This is a genomic window from Rhodococcus sp. GB-02 (genome assembly GCF_053470465.1).
Window position 1 is genome coordinate 155,388 of record NZ_JBPUKE010000005.1, and the last position, 24,333, is coordinate 179,720.

Consider the following 24,333-nt stretch of genomic DNA (forward strand, 5'->3'; position numbering starts at 1 on the left):
AGCACTTTCGCGTCGACTACGGGAGAACGTCTCGCGCGGAGCTTCTGTTTGCGATTCAGCATCGTTTGCCGGCAGGGCGACAGGTCTTACAGCGCGCTGCCTTCCGACCATCGGTCCCACGGCACACTCCAGTCGCCGTTCTGCCACAATTCGAGAGGGGCGCCGCCGGTATTGCGTATCTCCACGACATCTCCGGGAAGCGAAAAATCATAGAACCATTGAGCATTGGCGCGACTGAGGTTCAAGCAGCCGTGTGAAACATTGGTATTGCCTTGCGCCCAGACTGTGTCTTCGAGTTCGTGAAGGTAAATTCCGTCGGTGCTTATTCGGGTGGCGTAGTTGATTTTTTCCTTGTACCCCAGCCGGGAATTGACGGGAAGTCCGTAGGTCGACGAGTCCATGATCACGGGGTTGGCCTGATCGAGGACGGTGTAAATGCCTGGTTGGGTCCAGAAGGAGATCGTTTGGCCGTTGACGAGCTCGGTTCCTCCCATGCCCATCGATGTCGGCATAGTGCGCACAGTTTTGCCGTTGCTCGTGACCGTCACTTGCTTGGTCGTATCGTCGGCGACGGCGATATGCGAGTCGCCGATGGTGAATGCAGTCGTGGCGTCTTCCTGTCCGAACAGTCCGCCACCGAGCGGGACGCCGAAGACCGCAGCCCGGACCGTGACCTCGGTGCCGGGGGGATAGTACGCACGAGGTCGCCAGTGAACATTCTGGTCATCCACCCAGTACCACGAGCCTTCGAGCGGCACCGACGTTTGCACAGTCAGGCTTTTCTCCGCCGCTGCACGATCGAGGATCGGCTCGTCGAAATGCGTGACAATAACGATCCCTACCCCGAAAGTGCCACCATCTGTGAGGAGGTTACCCCCGGCCGTCACGAAGGATGGTTTGGTCAGGTTCCGCGGCTTGACTGTGGAGAAGGTGCTGGACTGATCGAGACGTGAGCCATCGTTTTGGGTGGCTGACGCTGTCATCGTGTAGGTCTTCCCGTAGTCCAAGGACGCGCCGGGTTTCCACACCTGCCGGTCAGGGGTGAAGATGCCATCGACCACAGCCCCGCCCACTTCGGTGAGCACTACCGAGTCGAGCCTCCCGCCAACAGATTCCACCGTGACCGGATCAAGGGGGTTGACGGTATCTGTCCCCCCGGAAGGAGTCATCACCAGCGCGGAGACAGGAGAGTCGTTCTCGGCGGGCGCACCCGTGTCACTCGGTGCGGACTGCGGTGCTGTGGAGGTGCATCCTGTCAGCGTTGCGACCATAAGGACAAGGACGACTAACCCTGTATGCCGTGTTGAGGCCATAATTGTTCCTTCACGTCAGTGGGTGGGGAGCGCCGACGAAGACAGTGATTCGCAAGGGACGCAAGTAATCAGATGGAAGATCAGAGCGGACAACGAGAAGAGAGGCTTCGACGGACAGGCCTAGCCACTCGCCAGTTTCCGGATCAGTTCTGTTGCAAAAGTGCTTGCATCGCGGTGATCTCGGACTGCTGTGCGGCGATGATATCGGTAGCCAATTGCTTGGCGTCGGCGTTGTCGCCATCGGATAGTTCCGATTGGGCCGTCGCGATCGCGCCGGAGTGATGTTCGATCATCATCTTCAGCCACGCGGTGTCGAAGTCCCCATCGCGCAGTCCCTCCAATTGAGCGATCTGCTGCTGGGACATCATTCCTGAATCAACCCCGCCGTGGTCCATTTCATCCATGGAGTCCACAGGGGAGGTGGCGTCGGACGTAGGTTGACCCCATTGTTCGATGAGCGCTGCAATCTGATCCATTTCGGGCCCGCGAGCGGTTTGGATCGAAGCGGCGAGTTCGAGTATTCGAGGATTGGTGGTGCGACTGTCAACCATCTTTGCAATCTCGACGGCCTGTGCGTGATGTGGATACATCATCGCGACGAACTGCATATCCGCGCTGTTGGCGCCGTTGGGCTGCGAGGCCGCGGAGGAGTTGGACATGTTTCCGCTGTCGTTGCTCGACATTTGGCTCATGTCATGGCCGCCGCAGCCGGCGATCAGCATCAGACCGGCGGCAGACCCCGCTGAGACTGCGATACGTGTGGAAACAGCACGTGTAAGCATCATATTTTTCTCCTGGAATGTGTTGTTGTGCAAAAAATTCTTCTGGGGAGGGGCCGTCGACTCGGATGGTCAGTAGTTCCGCTATGAGCGTCTGTCGTATCCGCAGCGCCGACAGTTGGTTGTGTAGGGGCAAGGTGTCGTGCACGATGCACGTCTGCGGCAACAGGGGAACGTGCAACCCTCCACTCACGCGTGCCGGTATGATCCTTGTCTTCGCGCTCGATGACGACTGTCGCGGTGATCAGCGTGGTGTCGTGCGCGCCGGGCAGGACCAGCGAGGTGACGGTGGAACCTGCAATCAGAAGGTTGCGGTGATCAAGACAAGCGACAGCAGGGGATGAGTGGTTGAACAGACTGCAGGCCAGAGCCACCGCTACCGGTTCGTCACCCTGCGTATGCCGTAGGAATTTCGAAGGCCTGGGCGCGGCCAGTGCGCGGGTGCGACAGAACTGGCAGGGGTGAATGAACGAGTAAGGGGAGATCATCGCAGCTTCCGTTCCTATTGCACGGTGACAGTTCACTGTGGACGTGAATATCTCGTCAGTTCTCCCCCATCAGTTCACTTCGGGGTAGACGAAGGTGCGGGTGATGAGATGTTTTGCATCGCTTAGTGTTTCGGAAACTATTCGTCCAGTTTGGTCGAGGTCGAGCAGTACGTTCATACCCGCAGCCGGATAGCCCAATGCCAGACGGAGTTGCCGTCCGGCGCTGGGTAAGCGCACCGCGATGGGCGCAGTCCCGTCCGCATACGGCTCCTGGGCGAGGAAGAACTCGCTGGACAGACTTAGTTGCTGAGGTTCGGGTCCGACGTTTGCGGCATCACTGGTCACCGATTCGTAAAAGGTCAGATTCTTCTGAGTGCGGGTGATATCTACGGCTCGAGCGAGATCGGTGTCCCCGGACTGAACAGGCCATGGAATTAACATGCTGACCGTCCCGCCCAGCCACCCTGTCGCCGCGGCCTCGAGCGTGAGCATGCTTTCACCCAGTGGCCAATCGGCTTGCGCCACGAAGCATCCGGATCCGCACCCGCGCAAGGGAAGGGAAGTGTTCTGCCCGCTCGCCCGCAGTGCGCCGATCAAGGTGTATTCCTGGTCCGGTTCCTGAGCGTAGTAGTCGACGCGGCGCGGAGTCGACAGTCGAACCACCAGCTGCCCTTCGCTGGCGGCGACGCTCACCCCAATCTGTCCAGCCAATGTTCCCAGCGGCAGAACCGGACCGATGGCTGCAGGTGGTCCCGGCTGGGCGGGTGAATTGGCAGGCGCCGTCGAGACTAATGCAGCACTGATGGCGAGCACGGAGATCAGGAGGATGCTCTCGATACGAATCTGATTGCGCAGTTTGCCCACTTGTTCAGTTCTGCGCATCGTCCGCCGTGCAGATATCGCCACACCCGAGGCGGCGATGACGAAGAGTAGTTTGACCGTCAGAAGTTGCCCGTACGGGGTGGAAAACATTGCGGCAACGGGGATCAGCAACAATGCCGAGATCGTACCGGTGGTCACGACGACGATGAAGGTCCACAGCGCAAGTCGTGTGTAACCGGCCACGACCCACCGAACCGGGGCATGCTGACCCCGCCACGCGAATGCAGTGCGAACCGTGTGGAGCAAAGCGCCGACCCAGATTGCCGCTGCCGCGAGATGAACGGCGGTGAGAAACGCGCCCCATCCGGGAGCGACGACGTTTGCGTGCGAGCGCAGCCCTTCGGCGGCAATGACCAGCAGAAGGGCTGCGCTCGCAAGTCTGGGGCTCCCCGCGGCTTTCAGCGCCAAGGCCAACATGAGCCCACACGTCTCTACGAGCAAGATGATGCCCGCACGTTCTTGCCATAGCGCAGCAACGCTGGACGAAGCGGCGAGCGAAACCATAAGGCCTGCAACACCTACCAAAGCAATACAAGCGCCGGCCGGAAACCAGGTGCGCAACTTCTTCAACGAAGGGTTCTCGGCGTGCGGTACAGACGACAATCTCTCCGCGACAAGTGTCCCGAGCGCGAGGGCGAACCCGACGAACAGCAGCCACCGGAGCACGGTTTCCGTCCACGAGGTCGAGGCGCTGTCGTCGCCACCGCCACCGCCGCTGTCGGTCAAAGCGAGGCCGACGGCAAACCGAAAGTCTTCCTCGACGAGGTCACCATCTGCGCCGATCACTTGCCACCGGACGGTGTAGGTGCCCGGCGACGGAGCATCCGAGAGCCGGGAAGTGATTGCACGGCCACCTTTGGACGACTCTGCTGCCTCCATCGGGCTCTCACGGCCTGCGCCGTCCAGGACTTTGATCGCATCGGTCCCGGCGGTGACTTGTTCGTTGAAGATCAGGGTGATGGCTTGCGGAGGCTCGGAAACGGCAGTCTCCGAGCCAGGTTCGGTAAAGAGCAGCGTGGGGTGAGCGTTGGCGATGCCGGCGCCCAGAACCACAAGGACTCCCGCAACGAGCACAAGTGTGATGCTCTGGAACATTCGAACGAACAACGACATGTTCAGGTCAGTTCAAGGCATACAGAGACTGAGAAGTCGCCGCGTACGCGCTGTCGTAACTCGCCGCAGTCAACGCTTCGACTGCTCCGACATTAGCGCGCTTCTCCCAGCCTTTTCCCTCCCTGCTCCGCCAGGCGAATCCATCTTGATCGACCCCCCACAGTGCATCCGAGGAGCCCGCGATCAGCACCATGGACGGCGCTCCAGCGAACTTTGTGAAGGTGCGCCCGTCGTCGCTGCTGTACTGCAGCCCTGACGAGGTGACAGCCCATGTCCCACTCTCGGTGAGAGCGAGGGACGCCACACCCAGGGCACCGCCGGATTCCCACGACTTTCCCTGATCCTTCGACACCGTGACACCTCTGGCCCCGTCGAAGCCGACGAGTGTCGTGCCATCTGTAACCAGAGAATGAAAGTCGACCTGTCCCGCGAGCGAGCTATCCGTCCAGGTTCGGCCGCCGTCGTTGCTGGTGCGTAGGCCAAGTGGGTTGGCTGCGGTACTGGACGGTCCCGGGTGCCCTGAGGAAAAGAGCGTGTCACTGCCCGCCACGCCCGCCAACCCCATCAAATCGTCGTCGGAATCACCCACTCGCACTGTGTCGCCCGAATCTCCGATCGCGAACAGTCCGCGATGCGTACCCGCCAAGATGGTGCCATCGGCGTTGATATGCAACCCGTGCAGATGGTCAAGTTCGGGTGTGAGCTCCACCCCTGGTATGGGCGGGACGATGGACTGGCCGGCCTTGTCGTCGTTTCCCTGCGTCGAACAAGCCGCAAGAGAAACGGCGATGAGAGCGGCGCCGACGAGCCCCACGATTGGGGACGTTCGCGCACGACGACTATTGGGCATCTGGGTGTCTCGTCCTGTATTCGAAGGGATGGCAACATTTCCGGGCGACTGGTACCTTATCTACTAAGATGCATAGTAGATGAGGGTGTTGGCTGGCTGCGAATTCACCCCCTGCAATGGTCTAGTGCAAGGGAAATGCTCGCCGTCGAAGCCCCTGATCTGATACGGCAGGGAGGTGCAATTGGTCTGGTCCCACGCACGGGTCGACGGGATGACGGCGCATCGCGTCATTGGTGGCGCAACCGGCGGTGGGCAGGAAGTTTGAACACAGGGCGGGTGCAGCGGTACTGCCTAGCCCTGGTGGCAGGAATGATTGAGAGTTCTTCTCGTGTGGTCACTTACCCGGAGATCTTGCAGTTGGCGAAGCGCCCATACAGACGGGATGCTGCTCAACGTGCCTTCGTGTGTGCCACTGCTGCACTACACCGTAGCCAGGGCAGGTCCAATCGATTGTCGCCCACCATGGAGACGACGTGATTTCGCGTCTGGCCCACTACGGGCGACGAGACCAGGGGAATCTCGTGGGCACAACTAATCCGGTTGGTCCAGGCCGTCGTGACTATGCGACCCACGGATACATCAGCGCAAAGGACTTGTACCTCAAACGCCTCAAGCGTATTGAGGGTCAGTCGCGAGGGCTGCAGCGAATGGTTGAAGAAGAAAGGTGCTGCATTGACATCCTTACCCAAATATCGGCGATGAAAAAAGCGCTGCATGCAGTAGCTATGGAATTGCTCGAAGACCATCTCAGTCATTGTGTCGTCGATGCCGCCGCAAGAGGGGGCGCCGAATCCGACGCCAAGATCAGGGAGGCCGCCGAGGCGATCAGACGGCTCGTGAATTCGTGAGGACCCTCCCATCTGATGTCCGAAACGATCTACTAGTCGGTGGGGCGGAATTTCGATGCCGTTTTATCGAAAGTCATTTACTTAGAATGTAGTTACGATCGAATCATGTTTTTTGAATGCGGGAGCGGGCGGCACATAGGGAAGCACTCCGCATGTTCCGTATTCCGGAGCGATTTCTGCTCGCCACAACCGGGATCCGAGGTCCTCGACGGGAATCGAGTTCATGATGAGCGCGTGCGGTGGCAGTCCCCACCGGGTGGGGATCGCCGAAGCATCATGGTGGCGCACCCGGGCTTATCGTGGGCCTGGGGTATCTGACGGTGATGGGCTCGTCGTGGTGGTGCTCGGTGTCGAGGATCCGTCACTTATGTACAGGGTGATGGTGGAGCCCGGAAGTGCCGCTCCCGACGGAGCTGTCGCGGTTGCTGTCCCTCTCGCGCTCGGACTTGACGTGAGGGAGACCGTCACTTTGAACCCGGCGTTCTGCAACAGAGATGTTGCGGCGGACTCGGTCATCCCGACCACGTCGGGTACCTGATCCCCGGCCGAACCGCGAACATATTTCTGGTCCAGCGGGGGTAGCGTGATGGGTCCGAAGTTGCTCGCGATCGGTCCCATCGCGTTGTACCACGTTCGGGCAGGTTCATTGCCGCCGTACAAATCGTCATTGGTGAACTCGTTTCGCTTGTGCACTGGCACCGACACTGAATTACTATCATGCATAGTAATTCATGTTCTCGTTCTTTCACCCCGCCGAACCCGGTACATGCCTCTGAAGAGTGCCGAAGCGGCGAGAGAAAGCACGATCGCAGACAACGCGAGTTCCGGAATCGAACCCACACGTGTTGCCAACGTGAGATCGGAGCGAACGGCGATCTCGTCGGTCAATGCTTGTGCTGTGAAGATCTCGCTCTGTTGACGCACCACACCCGCTGGCGTGATGATTGCGCTGACACCGCTGGTTGCTGCGATCAGCACACTGCGGCCGTGTTCGACCGCCCGCACCCGCGACATGGCCAGCTGCTGAAAGGTCATCTCGGTCCGGCCGAAGGTCGCGTTGTTGGTGGGAACCGCGATGACGGTGGCTCCTGCCTTGACGGACTCGGTCACCAGATCGTCGAAGGCCACCTCGTAACACGTGGCAACAGCTACCTGAATTCCGTTGAGGTCGACGACGCCGTTCCCGTTCCCGGCAACGAAATTGCCCGCAGAATCGGCATATGACGACACCGCACTAACGATCGATCGGAGCGGCAGGTACTCCCCGAAGGGCACAAGCTGCCGCTTGATGTGTTGCTGCCCAGGGCCGTCCGTCGGATCCCAGACCATGGCACTGTTGATCGATGTTCCTGGCTCGCCCTGCAGGACCGTACCGACCAGGATCGGGGCGCCGATAGAACGGGCTGCTCGGTCCAGTCGATCCGCCGCATCCCGATTCGTCAAAGGATCTATATCCGAAGCGTTTTCGGGCCAGATGACAAGTCGTGGCCGGGCTGCTCGGCCCGCTGTGACCTCAGCTGCGAGTTGTTCGGTGCGGGCAACATGATTGTCGAGCACAGCTCGGCGTTGGGCGTTGAAATCGAGGCCGAGTCGCGGCACGTTGCCCTGAACGACGGTCGCAGTGACGACCTCGTCAGGGGCGGCACCGGGAGAACCGGTCACCAATGCACTCACAAAGATGAGGACGATGCAAGCGCCACCTTTCGCCAATGCTTGCCATCGAACATTCAAGGGCCCAGCCAGTGACCAGGCGATGAGTGTTCCGATCAGTGCAGTCACGAAGGAAAGACCTGGCGCCCCCGCGATCGAAGCCAACGGCAGCAGCGGGCCGTCTGCCTGCCCGAAGGCCAAACGCCCCCACGGGAAACCGCCGAACGGAACTCGGCTACGAAGTGCTTCTGCGGTGACCCATGCACCCGCAATCCACACCGGGGAAAGCGGAGCGTGGCCGACGGCCACCGCCAGTACGCCGAACACTCCGAACGCGAGCGCTTCAATCGCCGCCAACGCCAACCAAGGCGTTGCACCCACGTACGCTCCGACCCATGGCAGCAAGGGAACGAAGAATCCCAGTCCCGCGGCATAGCCGAATCCGAAACCCGCACGGAGACTGCGCCCCTGGAGAACGACGGTCAGCAGGGCGATGGCTACAGGGGCGAGAAACCACAGCGTGCGCGGCGGAAAGCTGAGAAACAGCAGCCACCCAGCGCCCACCGAAAGAGCGAGACGCAAAGCGATCCCACCGTGGTGCCGTTTGGGGCGACCACTCTTCAGGCATGCATCTAATTCACTGTCGGCAGTGATCGCACGGTCGACCGAAAGGACCCTCACAGGCCCGCTCTCGTAGAAGGAGAACTGCGCTGGTCAGTCAACAATTTCTCACAGAGATCGTCGAATTCGCCGCCCCAGCCGGCATGATCGGTCCGCGCGAGTCCACCGAGTTCGAGATCAGCCTGCTCCGGTCCCGTCCCCGGGCGTAGGCGGATCCACACTCGCCGCCTCCTGATCACGAGCGAGATCAGAAGTCCGAGCATCATCGTGATCGCAAAGACGAGAACCCACTGTTGCGCAGGGTCGTACGACACCTGCAGATTGGCGAATTCCTTGGCGCCGTCGAACCGAACCTGTGTTCCATCGGTGAGAGTCCGCGTCTCTCCAGGGCGGAGGTTCACACGATCTTGTTTGACCAGCCTTCCTTGGTTGATCATTTCCTTGTTCAACGAGAAGATCGATTGCGGGATGCCGGTGTCCAGACCCGTATCGCCCTTGTAGATGTCGATCGCGACCGCAGGGTCACGCGCATCGGGAAACGACGAAGTCAGAAGCGTCCCGCTGAAGGAAGCGGTCGGCGCGAAGAGTCCCTCGATGGCGATCTGATTCTTCCGGCGCTCGTCCGGATTCGGAAACGATCCACCTGGCGGATCGAACCGCAACGCCCCACTGCTCAGGAACGTGACCGCATCGTCCGGTTGAAACTGCATCGTCTCGGTACGGGACTGTCCGTCGGGAAAAGTGACGGTGAACTGCGGCGCGTACCCATGGCCGGTCAGATAAACACGGGCACCGTCGGTACGCAGCGGTTCGTTGACCCGAAGACGATAGTCTTTCCAGGTATTGGTCGCGATATCCTGCCCGCTCTGATACGAAATGTTGGAGGTGAACATTTCGGCCTGACCAGTATCGAGATAATCTGCGGAAAAGTCGTTGACCTTGATGCAAAAGGGCGCGAGACCCGTGCCGTCAGTAGCACTTCCCGCGCGGAACGAGTCGTACACGGCAGGTGACGTATTACAGAAACCGGGGCCGCCGTCGGCAATGACGATCACCGAACCCTCGTACCCCACCAACTTGCCGATCGCGACGGTGACGAGCAACCCGATCAGCGAGAAGTGGAACACCAGATTCCCGGCCTCACGCAGATACCCCTTTTCCGCGGAAACCGATACCTCGGAATCCTTTTCGGACCTGACGGCTACCCGCCAGCCCTTGAGCGACTGCCGCACTCTGGTGAGGGCCTCGTCATGCGAGATGTCAACTACGCCGTGGAAATGGTGCGGCAACCTGGACAGATTCCGAGGTGCTCGTACAGGTTGGCTCCGAAGCGCGCCGAGATGCGCCTGCAGGCGTGGAACAAGACAGCCGATGAGAGAGAGAAACAGCAGGACGTAGATCGCAGTGAACCAGAAGCTGGAAAAGACGTCGAACAACTCCAGCTTGTCGAATAGCGGGCCGAGGGTTGGCTGCGCCGCGATGTACTGGGAAACTTTCTGTACGTTGAGATTTCGCTGAGGCAACATAGCACCGGGAAGTGCTGCGAGTGCCAAGAGGAACAGGAGCACGAGCGCGGTGCTCATCGACGTCAACCGGCGCCAATTGTGGCGCAGTAGTCGAACGCTTTCTCGGATAATCAGTCTCGGTAGGCGGCGGATGCGACCTCCCGCGGTGGCGTTATCTGTCATATCGGCAGCACGACCGAACTGACGAATTCGTTGCGTAACCAGCCGACGAACATGCCCCACACGCCGGTGACCAGTGCGAGCCCGACAGCGACGAGCATTATTCCGCCGACGATCTGAATCGTCCGTGAATGGCGTTTGAGCCACCCGACGCCGCGGAGAGCTTTCGCCGACCCGAACGCAAGCACGATGAACGGCAGTCCCAATCCCAGACAGTAGGCGACAATCAGTATCACGCCCCGCGCTGCTGTCGTGCCTTCAGTTCCGGCCGCCACCGAAATAACTCCGGCGAGGGTGGGGCCGAGACATGGTGTCCAACCCAACGCGAACACGCCCCCCAACAAGGGCGCGCCGGCAAGGGAGGAGATACGCCGCGGGGCGAACCGTGTGTCTTTCTGCAAGGCAGGAATCAAGCCGATGAAGGTCAACCCCATCACGATGGTGATCACACCACCCACCCGTTGGAGCAGGTCTTCGTTGATGCGCAGGGTTCCGATCACCCCGAACACCGACGCGGTGGCGAGAACGAACACCACGGTGAATCCGGCAACGAACATCGTTGCCGCGCCGGTAACCCGCCATCTGCCTGCAGGTTCCGAGGTCTCGTCGCCACGGGTCACCGCTGGAGAATCAGCTCCGGAAATGCCGGCCAGATACGACAGATATCCGGGAACGAGCGGCACCACACACGGCGATGCGAACGACACCAGACCGGCCAGAATGCACGCTGCTACGGCGAGCAGTAACGGGCCGCTCGCGGCGGCGGTCTGGAAGCTGGAGCCGACACCTTGGGCGAGTTCGTTCACCGCTCGGCCGCCACGCGCTCGATGACCGGTTGCAGATCCTCGGTGAGAAGTGCGCGAAGAAACACAGCGGCGACGCGCTGTCTGCGATCCAACACCAAGGTGGAGGGAATCACGCTTGTCGGATAGTTTCCGCCGAGCGCTGTCAAAGTTCTCATCGACGGGTCGTAGATCGAGGGGTAGCTGACGTTGTTGTCGACGACGAAGTCCTGGGCCTTGTCTCGTTGAGGATCTCGAACGTTGATCCCGAGAAACTGAACACCGAGACTTTCGGTTGCTTCGTACGCGCGCTCGAGATCGTCGGCCTCGGACCGGCACGGGGCGCACCATTGCCCCCACAGATTGATCACGACGACCTGACCGGCGTAATCAGTGAGTGAAATATCGCTACCGTCGGCCATGAGGTCAGGTCCGGCCAATACACCGATCATGTTTCGCGATTCGGGCGGGTCGTACAAAATATCGGTTTGTCCTCCCGGTGACACGAAATCGAAATTCGCACCCGAAGCGACTGCATCGGTGCCGGTTGCACATCCACTCGCGGCGACGACGATCGCAGTGAGAATAGCGACCAGTGGGAGGATGCGGGTCGGTTTTCCGAGTACGCGTTGTCTCGATTTGCGAGGGAGTGCGGGGGCATTCATTTCATCAACTCACTTACAGCGGAGCGTATTTGGTCAGTGTTTTCGAAAACCATGGGGGTTGTAATCTGTTCGACGGACCCGTCTTGTTGGACGAGAAAGCTCAGCGGCAGAACTGGCGGCGCCGATAGCGCAATTCCGATGTCGTCGACCGCAGCGAACGAGGGATAGTGCACGCCTGCAGCGGTGAGAAGCGCTAGTGCTGTGGACATGTCGTCCTGGACGTTGATCCCGACTACTCGGATGGAGCCCGGAGTACCTGCATAGTCATTCAGGACCGGGATTTCCGATCGGCACGGCCCGCACCACGAGGCCCAGAGGTTGATCAGGGTCGGCTCCCCGGACAGCGCTGCACCGAGGTCGACCACAGTATTCTCGCCAAGACACGTCGCTTTGATTCCCAGGAGTTCTCCTCCAGCGGGCGGTACTGCCGGGGCCACAGGACAGGGAACCGCTGCTGCCGCGGACTTCGAGGAAAACCCCGAGTCGACGCGATCTTCATCTGCCTGGGCGGCCGGAGGCACTTGAGGCCGGGTCGAGGAATGGGTCTCGGTTGACGTTGATCGAGGCCAGATCGCCACGACGAGAAGACCGATCACAACCAGGAAGAGCAGGAACCACCGAGACTGTGCCTGCATGCACTTCCTCCAAGCGTGGTGCGGTGAACCGGGACAACACTGAACTACTATTGTGCATAGTAGACATATGGTTCGTTCTGTCGCCCCCGCCAACCAGAGGCGGGATCCGAACCCGAGAATCGAGCATCGTGAAACGCCAGTCCGCTCCGAAGGGCCGTATCAATCCACCAGTCAGCCCAGAAATTGCGGCACTGGGTGCCCATCAAGCACCGCAGACGCGCGTGGCGCGGATCAACCGTGTAGCACGGTCAAAGCTCGTGCGTCTGGTGATGTACTACACCGCGGTTCGACTCGCCCTGATCGCCGGCCTCGCAGTGATCATCATGGGAATCAACGCCATACTCGAACTCGAAATCCCCGGTGTGTTAGCACTGTTCGGGGCGGTGCTGCTCGGATTCGCCATCTCTGCGATCGCGTTCCGGTCATTGCGCCGCCGGATCAATGAAGAAGTGATGGTCGTAGATGAAAAACGGCGTGCAATGCGCACCCGGTGAAGGGTTCCCTCCGGTTAGGTGCGCGTGAAAGCTCCAGTAACGAAAATGCCCAGCATCGGTGCCACAACCTGTCTTTTTTGGACGTATGACCGCTCAAAGCTGCCTTCCTGGGTGATGCCGAGGGCGCGCGATCATGCATTGATTGGCATTGGGATGAAGATGTCAGGTGACGGGATCAGGTGCGGAGTCGGCGGTATCCGTGGTGGTCTCGAGTTTCGGAATCGGTACAAGCTGCGGGATCAGGCGGACGAGACTCGAGCAGGCGCAGTACGGAGGACCGTTGAGTCAGCTCGCCCTTGTGAGGAACCCCGGGGCTGCTGCTGGAGACGACCCTGTTGGGACCACCGGTGGGTGGCCGATACTTTCACTCATCGCCCTCTACATCAGCTGTGGGCGCAGCCATACCGAACGCACCCCTCAGTGCAGCAACGGTAGGAGCGCCACCGACCTCGCCCGTGGAATCTCGATAGAGCCTGCATGACACGTTGGGGACCTGGTCCGGTTCGGCAAACGGATCGCGGCCGTCGACGAGCAACGTCGGCGATCCGGTCATGCCCGCAAGCCTTGCGGATCGAGGATCGTCGACGATTACGTGGCGCAGTTCCCAATCGATGGACTCCTCCGCGAGAACGTGCTCGATCCGTTGTTCGAGGAGCTGCACGTTCGGGCAGTCCGGGACTTGCAAAATTTCAAGGTGCATCATGGTGTTCCTCCGTCGGCGTGTGGTTTCGAGTATGCGGCAGTGCAGGACAGCTCGCGGTAAACGAAACCCAGGACTGGTAGGTCTGCATTTTCTCGGCAAGATCGTCAGGTATCGGCATCGGTGTCATAAGACCGGCACGAGTTCGTTCGGTGTTGCCCTCCGGATAGCGGCCCAGTGCGGATCCCGGGGCGGCGACGACGATGATGCGAAGAACCTGCCCGACGGCTTCGCGGCAGTCACGCTGATGTAAGGCCAGGGGAGCATGGCGAGGTGGTTTGTGTGGCCATGGACAGGGCTGGGAGAGGACATGTGTGCGTTCGAGGTGATGCCAACGCTGGGTGTCATCGCTGGTGCGGCCGGCTGCGGTCCTCTTTGCGGGCCGAAACGCGACGGCGCTGTGTCGGTCGTGCAAGCGATGCGCTTCGTGTAGACACTGCGCAATTGTGCGAGCATTCGGTTCATCGGATGCAGAGCCGGCGGCAGGTGCTGCAGGTCTTCGCCCATCAGAGCAACATCGGCGGTCTCGATGGCCACGTCGGAACCCATCGCGCCCATGGCAATGCCCAAGTCGGCGGTGGCCAGGGCGGGGGCGTCGTTGACACCGTCCCCGACCATTGCCGTCGGGCGGTTCGCACGCAAGGTTTCCACGATCCGTGCCTTGTCCTCCGGGCGCAGGTCGGCGTGCACGTCGTCGATGCCGACGTCGGCGGCCAGCGCTTGGGCGGTGCGTTCGTTGTCGCCGGTGAGCATCGCGACGGTGTACCCGCCGCGTCGTAGCCCGGCAACCACCTCACGTGCTTCCGGTCGGAGCTCGTCTCGTACGGCGACTGCCCCGATGACGGTTCCGGCGCGCTCGATCCACGCCACGAGTTCCCGAGACCTCTCACCGATGGCGTGGCCGCCGCACCCGGACTGAGTCGTCTCGACGGATGCGCCGACGTGTGCGTCGGCTACCCAGAAAGCGGTACCTCGCCTGGGCACTCGACGACCCGGACGGCCCACCCCCTCGGGTGGGCGCCCGAGAGGAGCGAACGGCCTACCCGAGCGTATACCCCCAGGGGTACTTGCATACCCCCCTGGGTATATGCAACAGTGGGTAGACGCTCGTCAGAAAGGACTGTCTATGTGTTACCCCGTCCCGTGCCCGATATGCGACAAGATCGCGTGGGCAGGTTGCGATCGACATGTCGACGACGTCACGAAGGATGTTTCACGGCCTCGGCAGTGCACCTGCTCTGCTGAGACCGTTGGTCCTATCGATCGGCGCCAGCGCCTCGCGATCGCTGTTTCGCCGCCAATCCCGGTCGCGAGTGCAAGGGCCTAACCTTCCAATTGGGTCAGGTTTACCGAGGTCTAGCTCGCTCATTTGAATACCCCAGCCCGTATTTTAGGAGAAGTTATGTCTGTGCCCGACACCGTGACGGCCACCGGTCGTGACGATCGTGATCGCGTATCTACACCCGGCATACTCGGACGCCTGGGAAGCGCGATGGTCGCACGCCGCCGATGGGTGTTCGGTGTCTGGCTGATCGCGCTTGTCGCGCTCGGATCTGCAGCGCCGTCGGTTTTTTCGTCACTGGCGGGTGCTGGGTGGCAAGCCAACGGATCCGAATCGGTCCAGGTCCGTGAACTCGCGCAACAGCATTTCGGCGGGAACTCCTCGGCCGCGGTTCAGGTGGTGGTCCATTCGGACACCGCGTCGATCGACGATCCCACCGTGCAGCAGAGACTCATCGACGTCACAGCTGTGTTCGACGGTGACACCCGGTTCGGTGCCGTCATCGCCCCACAGCCTGGTATGACCATCAGCCCCGACGGCCACACCGGCATCCTCATCGCCGGCGCCAACGCAAACGCGGACGACATGGTCAAAGCCGTCGACGATGTCAAAGACGAGCTGACCGCACTCTCCGGCGACGGTATCGAGGTCTATCCCACCGGATCCTCCGCGTTGTGGTCCGACTTCAACAAAGCCAACCACGATGCGATGATTCAGGCTGAACTATTCTCTTGGCCAGTCACTTTGGCGATCATGGTGCTCGCATTCGGCTCCCTCGTCGCTGCCGGGCTGCCGCTGTTGCTCACAGTGGCCGGACTCGTCGCCTCCGCCGGCGGTTTGGTGCTGCTCAACGAGGTCACACCGATCTCGGTATGGGCGATGAATTTCGCGATGATGTTCGCCCTCGCTCTCGGCATCGACTACGCCTTGTTCATCGTCGCCCGCTTCCGCGACGCCCTCCGTACGGCCGATCCACGAGCAGCCGTTGCCGAAACCATGGACACCGCAGGCAAAGCGGTGCTCCTGTCCGGACTTACCGTCCTGGTCAGCCTCTCGGCAGTGCTGCTCGTTCCCGCACCGGCCGTGCGCACCATGGCCGTAGGCATCATGCTGGCCGTCACGTTCGTTCTGATCGCCACCATGACACTTCTTCCGGCCACGCTGGGCGCACTCGGCCCCAAGGTCAACGCAGCATCCCTGCCTTACGCGAAACGCCAACAGCACCGATCCCCGAAGTTCGCTGCGTGGGGCGAATTGCTTCACAAGTACCCATGGCCGTTCGCGCTGGTCTCCGTCGGCATCCTCGTCGCCCTGGCCTTACCTGTCCTGGGACTGAAGGTGGCAATGCCGTCCATCGCTGTCGTTCCCGACGATGCGCCCGTTCGGCAAGGTTACGAGTTGGTTCAGGCCCAGTTCGGTGACGGGGCACCCGGCGCGCTGCAGATAGTTGTCCCGTCTTCCGATGCGGCTGCTACCGCCGCGGCAGCGAGCAGCGTCGACGGGATCTCGATGGTCACCCCGCCCACACCATCAACAGACGATTCGAACTACACACTGCTGCAAGCGTTTCCTGCCGTGGACCCTTCCGCAGAGGCCATGGGCACGATCCTCGGTGACCTACGCGCACAACTACCGGAGTCCGCGCTCGTCGGCGGCGCGCCAGCGGAGAACCTCGACCTGCAGCAAGCCCTGAACGACTACCTACCGTTGGTTATCGGGATCATCCTCGCCCTCGGCTTCATCCTGCTGCTCGTCGCTCTGCAGGCACCACTGATCGCGATCCTCGGCACCGCCGTCAGTTTGCTGTCGACCGCCGCAGCGTTCGGGGTTGCGAAGCTGATCTTCCAAGACGGACACGGATCGTCGCTGCTCGGCTTCACCCCTCAAGGTTTCCTCGACGGCTGGGGGCCGGTGTTCTTCTTCGCGATGATCTTTGCCATCGCCATGGACTACACCGTGTTCCTGCTCGCCACCGCGAAAGAACACTACGAGAAGACCGGGGACCCGAAGGCTGCTCAGGTCGACGGCCTCGCGCACTCCGGACGCGTCATCTTCGCCGCTGCGGCGGTCATGGTCGCCGTGTTCTTCACCTTCGCGCTCTCCGATCCGCTCCCACCCAAGGAAATGGGCATCATCCTCGGCGTCGCGGTGTTGCTCGACGCCTTCCTGATCAGGCTGATCCTGCTCCCGGTCCTGCTCCGGCTGAGCGGTCACGCTGCATGGTGGGCACCGGGCTGGCTGCGCAGAATGTTGCCGTCGATCCGCTTCTCGCACTGACCATTACAACACCTCACGGAGGAATCATGACCGATCCGAACATCACGCATTCGAGCACGTCTGCCGGGTGGCCGATCGAACGTATCGTCCCCGCACTGGCCGCCGGCGTCACCGCGACGGGCCTGACCCTCGGCGAACTCCACGCACCACGGTGGAGGCTGCTCAGCGCCTTCGCCGCCGCGAACCTCGCCCTCTACGCCGCGGTCGGCTGGTGCCCGGCAAGTGCGCTTCTCACCAGAGCGGGCGTACCAAGTCTTCGCCACCCCCGAAGCGGATAGGCACACAATTGCCGCAGTTCGACGAACGGAAGGAATTCTCCACCATGACCATCGCACTCTCGACCACCTTGACCGACACCGACTTCGAGACGGCGGTCACCGCCACCAAAGCAGCACTGTCCGAGCAAGGCTTCGGTGTGCTGACCGAAATTGACATGCAGGCCACCCTGAAAGCCAAACTTGGCACAGACATGGAGAAGTATCTGATCCTAGGCGCGTGCAATCCCACGCTTGCACACCGCGCCGTAGGAATCGTGCGTGAGATCGGCCTGCTACTGCCCTGCAACGTCGTCGTCCGTGCCGACACCACCGCCGGATCGGTCATCGTCGAGGCGATGAACCCGGACCTCATGGTCCAAGTGACGGGCGAACCAGCACTGTCAGATGTCGCGGCCGAGGCCACCACCAAACTCCAAGCCGCCCTGGACACGCTCGGCAGTCGGGATGCAGTGCGCAGTTGATGACGTTGACCCTGGCGCTGGCGCTCGGCCTCACCGTCGGAATCCTGCTCGGTCTCCTCGGAGGCGGTGGATCGATCCTCGCTGTCCCGATCCTCGTGTACGCTCTCGGGTTCCCCCTGCCGGAGGCGATACCGACTTCGCTGTTGGTGATCGGTGTCGCCTCCGCGGTCGGGGTCATCTCCAAGGTGCGGGCGCGGCTCATCGAATGGCGACTCGCGGCAATCTTCGCCGCCACCGGAGTCCTCGGCACCCTGGCCGGCACTGCCCTTGGCAAGCATCTACCTGAAACTGCCGTGATGATCGGCTTTGCGATCGTCATGATCCTCGCGGGGGCACGCATGCTGCGCAGCCCCGACAATCCCGGAACCGCCTGCAGGACGAGCAATTCCGGGATCAACTGGCGCCGATGCGCACCTCGGTCCATACCGACCGGATTCGGCGTCGGTGTCCTTACCGGACTGTTCGGCGTCGGCGGGGGCTTCTTGATCATCCCCGCATTGGTTCTGCTGCTGGGAATCGAGATGAGTGTCGCCGTCGGAACCTCTTTGGTGGTCATCGTCGCCAACTCCGCCGCCGGACTCATCGCTCAGGCCGACGGCCTAGGTGGAAACTGGCCCTTGACGGCAGCGTTCGCAGGTTCAGCCATTGCGGGTTCGTTGGTGGCCGGACGATTCGGTACACGCATCGCCACGGACTCACTTCGGCAGTGGTTCGCCTACCTGGTGTTTGTCGTGGCAGGTTACGTCCTCATCGACACTCTCGTTCTCGGATGATCTACCGTGCACCCCGTTGGATGCCCCCGGGGGTAATCTGGCAATTTCTGGCATCATCATGCATCTGAAGGAGACCCCATGATCGGCGACGAAGACAGCATCGCATTGGTCCTCAACCGCCTCCGCCGCGCACACGGCCAACTCTCGGGAGTGATCGGCATGATCGAGAACGGACGCGATTGCAAAGACGTTGTCACCCAGCTCGCCGCTGTTTCCAGGGCCCTCGACAAAGCTGGCTTCAAGATCGTCGCTACCGGTCTCCGAGAGTGCATGACAGGCGAAGCGGCAGACAACAAAGAACCCATGACCGAAGCAGAACTGGAAAAGCTCTTCCTGGCGCTGGCCTGAACGCCCGCTTCACATCAGGAACGAGGCCGACCGACAACATGTAGGAGCTCCCCATGAGCACGACCGACCCGGACATCGCCATCATTGAAACTTCCAGCCTCGGCGACCGCAGCTATCTGATCAGCCACGACGGTATCGCCGTGGTGATCGATCCACAACGCGACATCGACCGCGTCCGGGCGCTGGCAGCAGAAAAGAACGCTGTCATCACCCACGTGCTGGAAACTCACATCCACAACGACTACGTCACTGGCGGCCTGGAACTTGCGCGCGCCACGGGTGCCGAATACGTCGTCCCGGACGGCGATCCGGTCGAATACGAGCGCCGAGCAGTCGTCGACGGCGATGTCGTCGACGCGGGATCGACGACGTTCGAGGTCATGCACACCCCAGGGCATACTCATCACCACGTCAGTTACGTTCTGCACCGGCGCGGCGAGCCGATCGCAATCTTCACCGGCGGCTCCATGCTCTACGGGTCCACCGGGCGCACTGACCTGCTCGGCTCCGAGCACACTGATGAACTGACCCACGCGCAGTACCATTCGGTCCGCCGTATCGCGGCCGAACTGGCCGCTGAGGTGGAGGTCTACCCCACACATGGGTTCGGTAGCTTCTGTGCCGCAACTCCGACCAGCGGGGACTCATCCACCATCGGTGAACAGCAGCAGTCCAACCCCGCACTGACTCAGGACGAACACACCTATGTCGACGAGCTGATCGCGGGCCTGTCTGCATATCCCGCGTACTACGCCCATATGGGCGTCATCAACACCAAAGGGCCGGCCCCGATCGACCTGTCCATGCCCGAGCCCGTCGATCCAGACGAACTACGTCGCCGCATCGACGCCGGGCAATGGGTCGTTGACCTACGAGCACGCACCGCTTTCGCCGCCGGCCACGTCGATGGCTCTCTCGGGTTCGAACTGTCGACCAGCTTCGTCACCTATCTCGGATGGCTTTATCAGTGGGGCGTGCCGTTGACGCTGATCGGTGAAACAACCGACCAGATCGCCGAGGCGACCCGCGAGCTGGCTCGGATCGGCATCGACAGTCCCTCCGGATCCGCCGTCGGTGAGATTCACTCGCTCGTCGGCGACGGAAAGGTCCGCTCCTACGATGTATCCGACTTCGCCGGACTCGCGGCGGCCACCGGCGAACGTGAGATAAGCGTCCTCGATGCGCGTCAACAGTCCGAGTACGCGGACAGCCACCTTCCTGGTGCCGTGAACATCCCCCTCCACGAGCTACCACACCGACTCGAGGAAGTTTCCGCGGCCGAAGTGTGGGTGCACTGCGCATCCGGTTACCGCGCATCGATCGCCGCTTCACTTCTCGACCGCGAACACCGCACAGTGGTCCTCATCGACGATGACTACGAGCATGCCGTGCAGCTCGGCCTCCACACATCGCCCGCCTGACGAATGCGCCGCCGCTGCGCAAGCCGCACGATGCGAGTGGTTCACGGGGCTGATCTCCCCGATTTCAGCAAACGGCCATCGGATAATTCCGACAGAGGGCAGGAAGCCCAACCCCTGCCCGTGCCGACGTCCGAGAAGGCGGCCACCGCTGGTCCAACGATCATTCGGGCGCCGTCCGAGTTTGTCGTTCTGCCAATTCGCACTGGATCTTCCGCTCGCCTTTGCTTCGGTGGCCGGACCGTTGTGACGCGCCATGCACGGTTCCGGCCGGGATGCGGTGCGCGGAGTCGCAGACATCCGCGTGCCCCGGCGACCGCGAGGAGCCGGGACGGATCAAGGTGCCACCGTGCCAGCAGTGTCGGTCATGCCGCGGCGGCGATCAGGCGGCCGATCACACCGGATTCGAGCAGGATGATGACGCCCAGCCCGATGAAGACTGTGGGCACGAGCCAGTGCTCGACGCGCTCGAGGGTGTCGATGACCTTCTTGTGGGTGCCGAGCATTCTGCCGGCGGCGCACCAGAGTCCGACACAGATCAGGAACACGGCGATGGTAACGATGGTCTGGGGCGCACCGAGAGTGCGGAAGACCGGGGTGTAGACGGCGATGTTGTCGGCGCCGTTGGCGATGGTGATGGCGGCGACGCTGATCGTCCCGGCCGCGACCACTACGGGTTCACCGTCTCCGTCGCTGCGTAAGCCCTGGATCAGTCCCCAGATTCCTAGCGACAGGGGAAGTAATCCGAGTAGTCCAACCCAGTCCTCGGGCACGATCACCAACCCGAGGGCGGCGACCACACTGATCGCGACGAGGGTGATCAGGCCGAGGTACTGGCCGGCAACGATCTGCCATGCCCGCGGCCGTCCTTGACTGGCGGAGGCGACGAACAGGACGGTCAGTACGACGATGTCGTCGATGTTGGTGCCGGCGAACATCGCTACCGCCGCGGCGATGGTGCCGATCATCCTCGCATCCGGCGGCTGCCGCGGCGCGGCCTGATCTCGGGTATTGCTGTCATTTCGAACTCTCCTGTGCGGGCGGGGGATCGGCCGGGTCGTGGGTGGACTCAAAGATCAGTGATGCGACGAGCAGCACGACGCCGCAGGTGATGTAGGTGTCGGCGAGGTTGAAGGTGGGCCACCAGCCGGTGTGGAAATAGTCGGTGACCTTTCCGTCGACGGCACGATCGATCACGTTGGCGGCAGCTCCGGCGAGGATCGCCGACCAACCCACCGTCCCCACCAGTGAAGCGGTGGGGACGGTGCGCCAGGCGTAAATTCCGACGCCGAGAGTGATGGCGGCGGTGACCGCGAGGATGATCCAGGCCGGAAGCTGTTGGCCGATGCTGAACGCGACACCGCTGTTGTACGCCAACTTCAGTTGCAGCAATCCCATATCGACGGTGCGTGCACCGGAAAGGGTACGGCGCGCAACGGGTTCGGCCGACAGTGCGATCGCGATGAGAGCGAGACCGACGACCACGAGAATCACCCGCCGCGTGCTACCTGTGCGGATTGATCGAGCCGCTAATTCGCTCACGTGCGGGCCTCGACCTTCCCCGCCGGTGCGGGTACCGATCCGGTGGGGAAGGCTTGCGCGCGGCCGGCCCGGACACCGTTGGCGATGACCACGATCTCAGCGACCTCGTGCACCAGGACCACGGCGGCCAGGCCGAGGACCCCGAACAAGGCCAACGGCATCAGGACGGTGATGATCGCCAGCGACAGTCCGACGTTCTGCAGCATGATGGTCCGGGAGCGGCGCGCGTGCGCCAACGCCTGCGGCAGGTGCCGCAGGTCTTCGCCCATCAGAGCAACATCGGCGGTCTCGATGGCCACGTCGGATCCCATCGCGCCCATGGCAATGCCCAAGTCGGCGGTGGCCAGGGCGGGGGCGTCGTTGACACCGTCCCCGACCATTGCCGTCGGGCGGCGCGCACGCAAGGTTTCCACGATCCGTGCCTTGTCCTCCGGGCGCAGGTCGGCGTGCACGTCGTCGATGCCGACGTCGGCGGCCAGCGCTTGGGCGGTGCGTTCGTTGTCGCCGGTGAGCATCGCGACGGTGTACCCGCCGCGTCGTAGCCCGGCAACCACCTCACGTGCTTCCGGTCGGAGCTCGTCACGGACGGCGACCGCCCCGATGACCGTTCCGGCGCGCTCGATCAGCACCGCAGTGGCGCCGGCATGCTGCATCCGCTCGATATCCCCTGCCAGCGGACCCGGGTCGATCCAGCCCGGTCGACCGAGGCGCACAGGTATGCCGTCGATGTAGCCGGTCAAGCCCGCCCCTGTGACCGCGTCCACGTCGTCGGCAGGCACATAGTCCTCGACGGCGGCGAGAATCGCGCGAGCGAGAGGGTGCTCGCTACGCGCTTCCAACGCTGCGGCCACCGCGAGAACGTCCCCGCGGTCGGCGCCGTTCGCGGTCGCGACGTCGATCACGGCGGGTTGGTTGCGGGTAAGGGTGCCGGTCTTGTCCAACGCGACGGTGCGGATCCGGCCGAGCGCTTCGAGGGCAGCGCCGCCCTTGACCAGGACGCCGAGCTTGGATGCTGCGCCGATTGCGGCGACAACGGTGACGGGGATCGCGATGGCCAGCGCGCACGGCGACGCGGCGACCAGTACCACCAGGGCTCGTTCGATCCACACCAGCGGATCACCGAGCATGCTACCGACCGCGGCGATAGCCGCGGCGACGATCATCACGCCCGGAACCAGCGGCTTGGCGATCTTGTCGGCGAGGCGTTGCGCCTCGCCCTTGCGGGACTGCTCGGCCTCGACGATCCGCACGATCTTGGCCAGCGAATTGTCCTGCGCATCTGCGGTGACCTCGACTTCGAGGACGCCGGTGCCGTTGATCGACCCGGCGAACACCTCGTCGCCGGGACCGGCTTCGACGGGCATCGACTCTCCGGTGATCGCGGAGGTATCCAGGGCGGTGCGCCCGCTGCGAATGATGCCGTCGGTGGCGATCCGTTCCCCGGGCTTGACGATCATGACCTCACCGAGCTCGAGCTCCGAGGGCGGGACGGTTTCCTCCCGGCCGCCGCGGAGCACTGTCGCGGTGTCCGGGACCAGGGACAGCAGGGCGCGCAGGCCACGGCGAGTGCGGGTGACGGCATACTCTTCGAGTCCCTCGCTGATCGCGAACAAGAATGCGAGCATGGCTGCTTCGCCGACCTCGCCGAGCAGTACCGCGCCGACGGCCGCGATCGTCATCAGGGTGCCGACGCCGATCTTGCCCTTGGCCAGGCGTGTGAGAGTGGACGGGACGAAGGTGTAGCCGGCAATGATCAGCGCGCCCGCTTCGAAGCCGATCCCGAGAGCATCAGGCCCGCCGGCCAGCCGGACTGTCAGGGCCGCGATCAGCAGCACGCCCGCTGCTGCGGCCGCCCGGATCTCGGTAACCTGCCACCACTTTTCGATCTCGTGTTCTTCCTCGCCCTCGGCGCGGGGTTCGTCGTGGCCGCAGCCGCACGCGTCACTCACGGCTATCTCCGGTGTCGGTGCCGTAATTCGGGCACAGGGCAACCGCGTTCCCTGTCGCGGCAAGCAGCGTCTCCGCCGAGGCGAGTAGGTCCATCAACTCCGGTCGGGCCAGCGAGTAGAACACCTGCCGACCTTCTGGTCTGCCGTCGACCAGACCGCAATCACGTAGGCATGCGACATGTGCGGACACCGTCGACTGGGCGAGGCCGAGTTCACCGATCAAATCCGCAACCCGCGCTTCTCCTTCGGCGAGACGGCGCACGATCGACAACCGGGTGCCATCCGAGAGACTGTGGAACAGTGCCACTGCCGCATCCAGACTGGACCCGCTGCCGGTTGCAGCGAGGCATCCCGACTCGTTATTCATCGTCATAAAACGATGATAGCAATGTAGGGCGATTCGAGGAAGGGTGATGCACCGGACTTGGAAGTGAATGCGGTACGCCAGCCGAACGGTGGCCGGCCGACGTACCTCACCAGGAACGGCGAAGTGACATCGG

General features: G+C 62.3%; 24 protein-coding genes and 1 pseudogene. 8 read left to right on the plus strand and 17 right to left on the minus strand.

Annotated features, from left to right (window positions below; all coding sequences use genetic code 11):
* Positions 1-86: 86 nt before the first annotated feature.
* From ACSW29_RS29780 to ACSW29_RS29795, 4 genes are all read right to left on the minus strand, one after another.
* Positions 87-1,313 (minus strand): L,D-transpeptidase, encoded by a 1,227-nt coding sequence (locus ACSW29_RS29780; RefSeq protein ID WP_037127158.1) that lies wholly within the window; start codon positions 1,311-1,313, stop codon positions 87-89.
* A gap of 143 nt (positions 1,314-1,456) precedes the next feature.
* A complete protein-coding gene (locus ACSW29_RS29785; protein ID WP_231917494.1) occupies positions 1,457-2,128 on the minus strand; it encodes a DUF305 domain-containing protein in 672 nt (223 codons plus the stop codon).
* Positions 2,129-2,649: 521 nt separating this feature from the next.
* Positions 2,650-4,575, minus strand: a complete 1,926-nt coding sequence (locus ACSW29_RS29790; protein ID WP_030537779.1) for a copper resistance CopC/CopD family protein — start codon at positions 4,573-4,575, stop codon at positions 2,650-2,652.
* Between the two features lie 7 nt (positions 4,576-4,582).
* Entirely contained in the window at positions 4,583-5,425 is an 843-nt protein-coding gene (locus tag ACSW29_RS29795) for a F510_1955 family glycosylhydrolase (RefSeq protein WP_030537778.1), read from the minus strand.
* A gap of 521 nt (positions 5,426-5,946) precedes the next feature.
* Here ACSW29_RS29795 and ACSW29_RS29800 point away from each other — a divergent pair.
* A complete protein-coding gene (locus ACSW29_RS29800; protein WP_051720984.1) occupies positions 5,947-6,273 on the plus strand; it encodes a metal-sensitive transcriptional regulator in 327 nt (108 codons plus the stop codon).
* Positions 6,274-6,567: 294 nt separating this feature from the next.
* Here the strand turns inward: ACSW29_RS29800 and ACSW29_RS29805 are convergent, their stop codons facing one another.
* The 6 genes from ACSW29_RS29805 to ACSW29_RS29830 all read right to left on the minus strand — a co-directional run bounded on the left by ACSW29_RS29805 (position 6,568) and on the right by ACSW29_RS29830 (position 12,311).
* On the minus strand, positions 6,568-6,978 hold the full coding sequence (locus tag ACSW29_RS29805; protein ID WP_058228112.1) for a PASTA domain-containing protein: 411 nt from the start codon (positions 6,976-6,978) through the stop codon (positions 6,568-6,570).
* 24 nt (positions 6,979-7,002) lie between these two features.
* A complete protein-coding gene (gene lnt / locus ACSW29_RS29810; protein WP_231917504.1) occupies positions 7,003-8,511 on the minus strand; it encodes an apolipoprotein N-acyltransferase in 1,509 nt (502 codons plus the stop codon).
* A gap of 89 nt (positions 8,512-8,600) precedes the next feature.
* Positions 8,601-10,232, minus strand: a complete 1,632-nt coding sequence (gene resB / locus ACSW29_RS29815) for a cytochrome c biogenesis protein ResB (RefSeq protein WP_058228113.1) — start codon at positions 10,230-10,232, stop codon at positions 8,601-8,603.
* Positions 10,229-11,035, minus strand: coding sequence for a cytochrome c biogenesis CcdA family protein (locus ACSW29_RS29820; protein ID WP_003944619.1), 807 nt, complete (start codon positions 11,033-11,035; stop codon positions 10,229-10,231). Before ACSW29_RS29820 ends, resB begins: the two co-directional genes overlap by 4 nt.
* Positions 11,032-11,676 (minus strand): TlpA disulfide reductase family protein, encoded by a 645-nt coding sequence (locus tag ACSW29_RS29825; protein ID WP_003944594.1) that lies wholly within the window; start codon positions 11,674-11,676, stop codon positions 11,032-11,034. The genes ACSW29_RS29820 and ACSW29_RS29825 overlap by 4 nt, the downstream gene beginning before the upstream one ends.
* On the minus strand, positions 11,673-12,311 hold the full coding sequence (locus tag ACSW29_RS29830; RefSeq protein ID WP_003944602.1) for a TlpA family protein disulfide reductase: 639 nt from the start codon (positions 12,309-12,311) through the stop codon (positions 11,673-11,675). Before ACSW29_RS29830 ends, ACSW29_RS29825 begins: the two co-directional genes overlap by 4 nt.
* Before the next feature lie 128 nt (positions 12,312-12,439).
* Between ACSW29_RS29830 and ACSW29_RS29835 the strand changes: the two genes are divergently transcribed.
* Positions 12,440-12,805: a DUF4229 domain-containing protein gene (locus ACSW29_RS29835; protein WP_019747393.1), complete on the plus strand. Its 366-nt coding sequence runs from the start codon at positions 12,440-12,442 to the stop codon at positions 12,803-12,805.
* A gap of 364 nt (positions 12,806-13,169) precedes the next feature.
* Here the strand turns inward: ACSW29_RS29835 and ACSW29_RS29840 are convergent, their stop codons facing one another.
* The 3 genes and pseudogenes from ACSW29_RS29840 to ACSW29_RS29850 form a co-directional block, all read right to left on the minus strand.
* The gene (locus ACSW29_RS29840; protein ID WP_003944633.1) at positions 13,170-13,508 is read right to left on the minus strand and encodes a hypothetical protein; all 339 of its coding nucleotides are present in this window, start codon (positions 13,506-13,508) and stop codon (positions 13,170-13,172) included.
* Complete coding sequence (locus ACSW29_RS29845) at positions 13,495-13,920, minus strand: DUF3703 domain-containing protein (protein WP_087503898.1); 426 nt, start codon at positions 13,918-13,920, stop codon at positions 13,495-13,497. Before ACSW29_RS29845 ends, ACSW29_RS29840 begins: the two co-directional genes overlap by 14 nt.
* 56 nt (positions 13,921-13,976) lie before the next feature.
* A pseudogene (locus ACSW29_RS29850) lies at positions 13,977-14,363 on the minus strand (HAD-IC family P-type ATPase); the annotation flags it as partial.
* A gap of 544 nt (positions 14,364-14,907) precedes the next feature.
* Here ACSW29_RS29850 and ACSW29_RS29855 point away from each other — a divergent pair.
* From ACSW29_RS29855 to ACSW29_RS29880, 6 genes are all read left to right on the plus strand, one after another.
* On the plus strand, positions 14,908-17,064 hold the full coding sequence (locus tag ACSW29_RS29855; RefSeq protein ID WP_030538075.1) for an MMPL family transporter: 2,157 nt from the start codon (positions 14,908-14,910) through the stop codon (positions 17,062-17,064).
* A gap of 26 nt (positions 17,065-17,090) precedes the next feature.
* Entirely contained in the window at positions 17,091-17,342 is a 252-nt protein-coding gene (locus ACSW29_RS29860) for a YgaP-like transmembrane domain (protein WP_003944652.1), read from the plus strand.
* Between the two features lie 44 nt (positions 17,343-17,386).
* The gene (locus tag ACSW29_RS29865) at positions 17,387-17,803 is read left to right on the plus strand and encodes a DUF302 domain-containing protein (RefSeq protein ID WP_011133463.1); all 417 of its coding nucleotides are present in this window, start codon (positions 17,387-17,389) and stop codon (positions 17,801-17,803) included.
* Positions 17,803-18,576, plus strand: a complete 774-nt coding sequence (locus ACSW29_RS29870; protein ID WP_003944622.1) for a sulfite exporter TauE/SafE family protein — start codon at positions 17,803-17,805, stop codon at positions 18,574-18,576. Before ACSW29_RS29865 ends, ACSW29_RS29870 begins: the two co-directional genes overlap by 1 nt.
* A gap of 78 nt (positions 18,577-18,654) precedes the next feature.
* The gene (locus ACSW29_RS29875; RefSeq protein ID WP_003944639.1) at positions 18,655-18,924 is read left to right on the plus strand and encodes a metal-sensitive transcriptional regulator; all 270 of its coding nucleotides are present in this window, start codon (positions 18,655-18,657) and stop codon (positions 18,922-18,924) included.
* 53 nt (positions 18,925-18,977) lie between these two features.
* Positions 18,978-20,345: an MBL fold metallo-hydrolase gene (locus ACSW29_RS29880; protein ID WP_003944677.1), complete on the plus strand. Its 1,368-nt coding sequence runs from the start codon at positions 18,978-18,980 to the stop codon at positions 20,343-20,345.
* Positions 20,346-20,707: 362 nt separating this feature from the next.
* Here ACSW29_RS29880 and ACSW29_RS29885 read toward each other — a convergent pair whose 3' ends face one another.
* Genes ACSW29_RS29885 through ACSW29_RS29900 form a run of 4 tightly spaced genes read right to left on the minus strand, consistent with a single transcriptional unit; the run spans position 20,708 to position 24,206 of the window.
* Positions 20,708-21,310 (minus strand): cadmium resistance transporter, encoded by a 603-nt coding sequence (locus tag ACSW29_RS29885; protein ID WP_003944587.1) that lies wholly within the window; start codon positions 21,308-21,310, stop codon positions 20,708-20,710.
* Positions 21,311-21,359: 49 nt separating this feature from the next.
* On the minus strand, positions 21,360-21,884 hold the full coding sequence (gene lspA / locus ACSW29_RS29890; protein WP_011133466.1) for a signal peptidase II: 525 nt from the start codon (positions 21,882-21,884) through the stop codon (positions 21,360-21,362).
* Positions 21,881-23,833, minus strand: coding sequence for a heavy metal translocating P-type ATPase (locus ACSW29_RS29895; RefSeq protein ID WP_003944623.1), 1,953 nt, complete (start codon positions 23,831-23,833; stop codon positions 21,881-21,883). Before ACSW29_RS29895 ends, lspA begins: the two co-directional genes overlap by 4 nt.
* Positions 23,826-24,206, minus strand: a complete 381-nt coding sequence (locus ACSW29_RS29900; RefSeq protein ID WP_003944657.1) for an ArsR/SmtB family transcription factor — start codon at positions 24,204-24,206, stop codon at positions 23,826-23,828. Before ACSW29_RS29900 ends, ACSW29_RS29895 begins: the two co-directional genes overlap by 8 nt.
* Positions 24,207-24,333 lie beyond the last annotated feature (127 nt).

Coding starts and splice junctions, on each gene's coding strand:
- ACSW29_RS29860 (WP_003944652.1), top strand. CDS start 17,091: ATGACCGATCCGAACATCACGCATTCGAGCACGTCTGCCGGGTGGCCG.
- ACSW29_RS29795 (WP_030537778.1), bottom strand. CDS start 5,425: ATGCCCAATAGTCGTCGTGCGCGAACGTCCCCAATCGTGGGGCTCGTC.
- ACSW29_RS29780 (WP_037127158.1), bottom strand. CDS start 1,313: ATGGCCTCAACACGGCATACAGGGTTAGTCGTCCTTGTCCTTATGGTC.
- ACSW29_RS29900 (WP_003944657.1), bottom strand. CDS start 24,206: ATGACGATGAATAACGAGTCGGGATGCCTCGCTGCAACCGGCAGCGGG.
- ACSW29_RS29855 (WP_030538075.1), top strand. CDS start 14,908: ATGTCTGTGCCCGACACCGTGACGGCCACCGGTCGTGACGATCGTGAT.
- ACSW29_RS29825 (WP_003944594.1), bottom strand. CDS start 11,676: ATGAATGCCCCCGCACTCCCTCGCAAATCGAGACAACGCGTACTCGGA.
- ACSW29_RS29865 (WP_011133463.1), top strand. CDS start 17,387: ATGACCATCGCACTCTCGACCACCTTGACCGACACCGACTTCGAGACG.
- resB (WP_058228113.1), bottom strand. CDS start 10,232: ATGACAGATAACGCCACCGCGGGAGGTCGCATCCGCCGCCTACCGAGA.
- ACSW29_RS29885 (WP_003944587.1), bottom strand. CDS start 21,310: ATGATCGGCACCATCGCCGCGGCGGTAGCGATGTTCGCCGGCACCAAC.
- ACSW29_RS29840 (WP_003944633.1), bottom strand. CDS start 13,508: ATGATGCACCTTGAAATTTTGCAAGTCCCGGACTGCCCGAACGTGCAG.
- ACSW29_RS29830 (WP_003944602.1), bottom strand. CDS start 12,311: ATGCAGGCACAGTCTCGGTGGTTCCTGCTCTTCCTGGTTGTGATCGGT.
- ACSW29_RS29870 (WP_003944622.1), top strand. CDS start 17,803: ATGACGTTGACCCTGGCGCTGGCGCTCGGCCTCACCGTCGGAATCCTG.
- ACSW29_RS29880 (WP_003944677.1), top strand. CDS start 18,978: ATGAGCACGACCGACCCGGACATCGCCATCATTGAAACTTCCAGCCTC.
- ACSW29_RS29875 (WP_003944639.1), top strand. CDS start 18,655: ATGATCGGCGACGAAGACAGCATCGCATTGGTCCTCAACCGCCTCCGC.
- ACSW29_RS29790 (WP_030537779.1), bottom strand. CDS start 4,575: ATGTCGTTGTTCGTTCGAATGTTCCAGAGCATCACACTTGTGCTCGTT.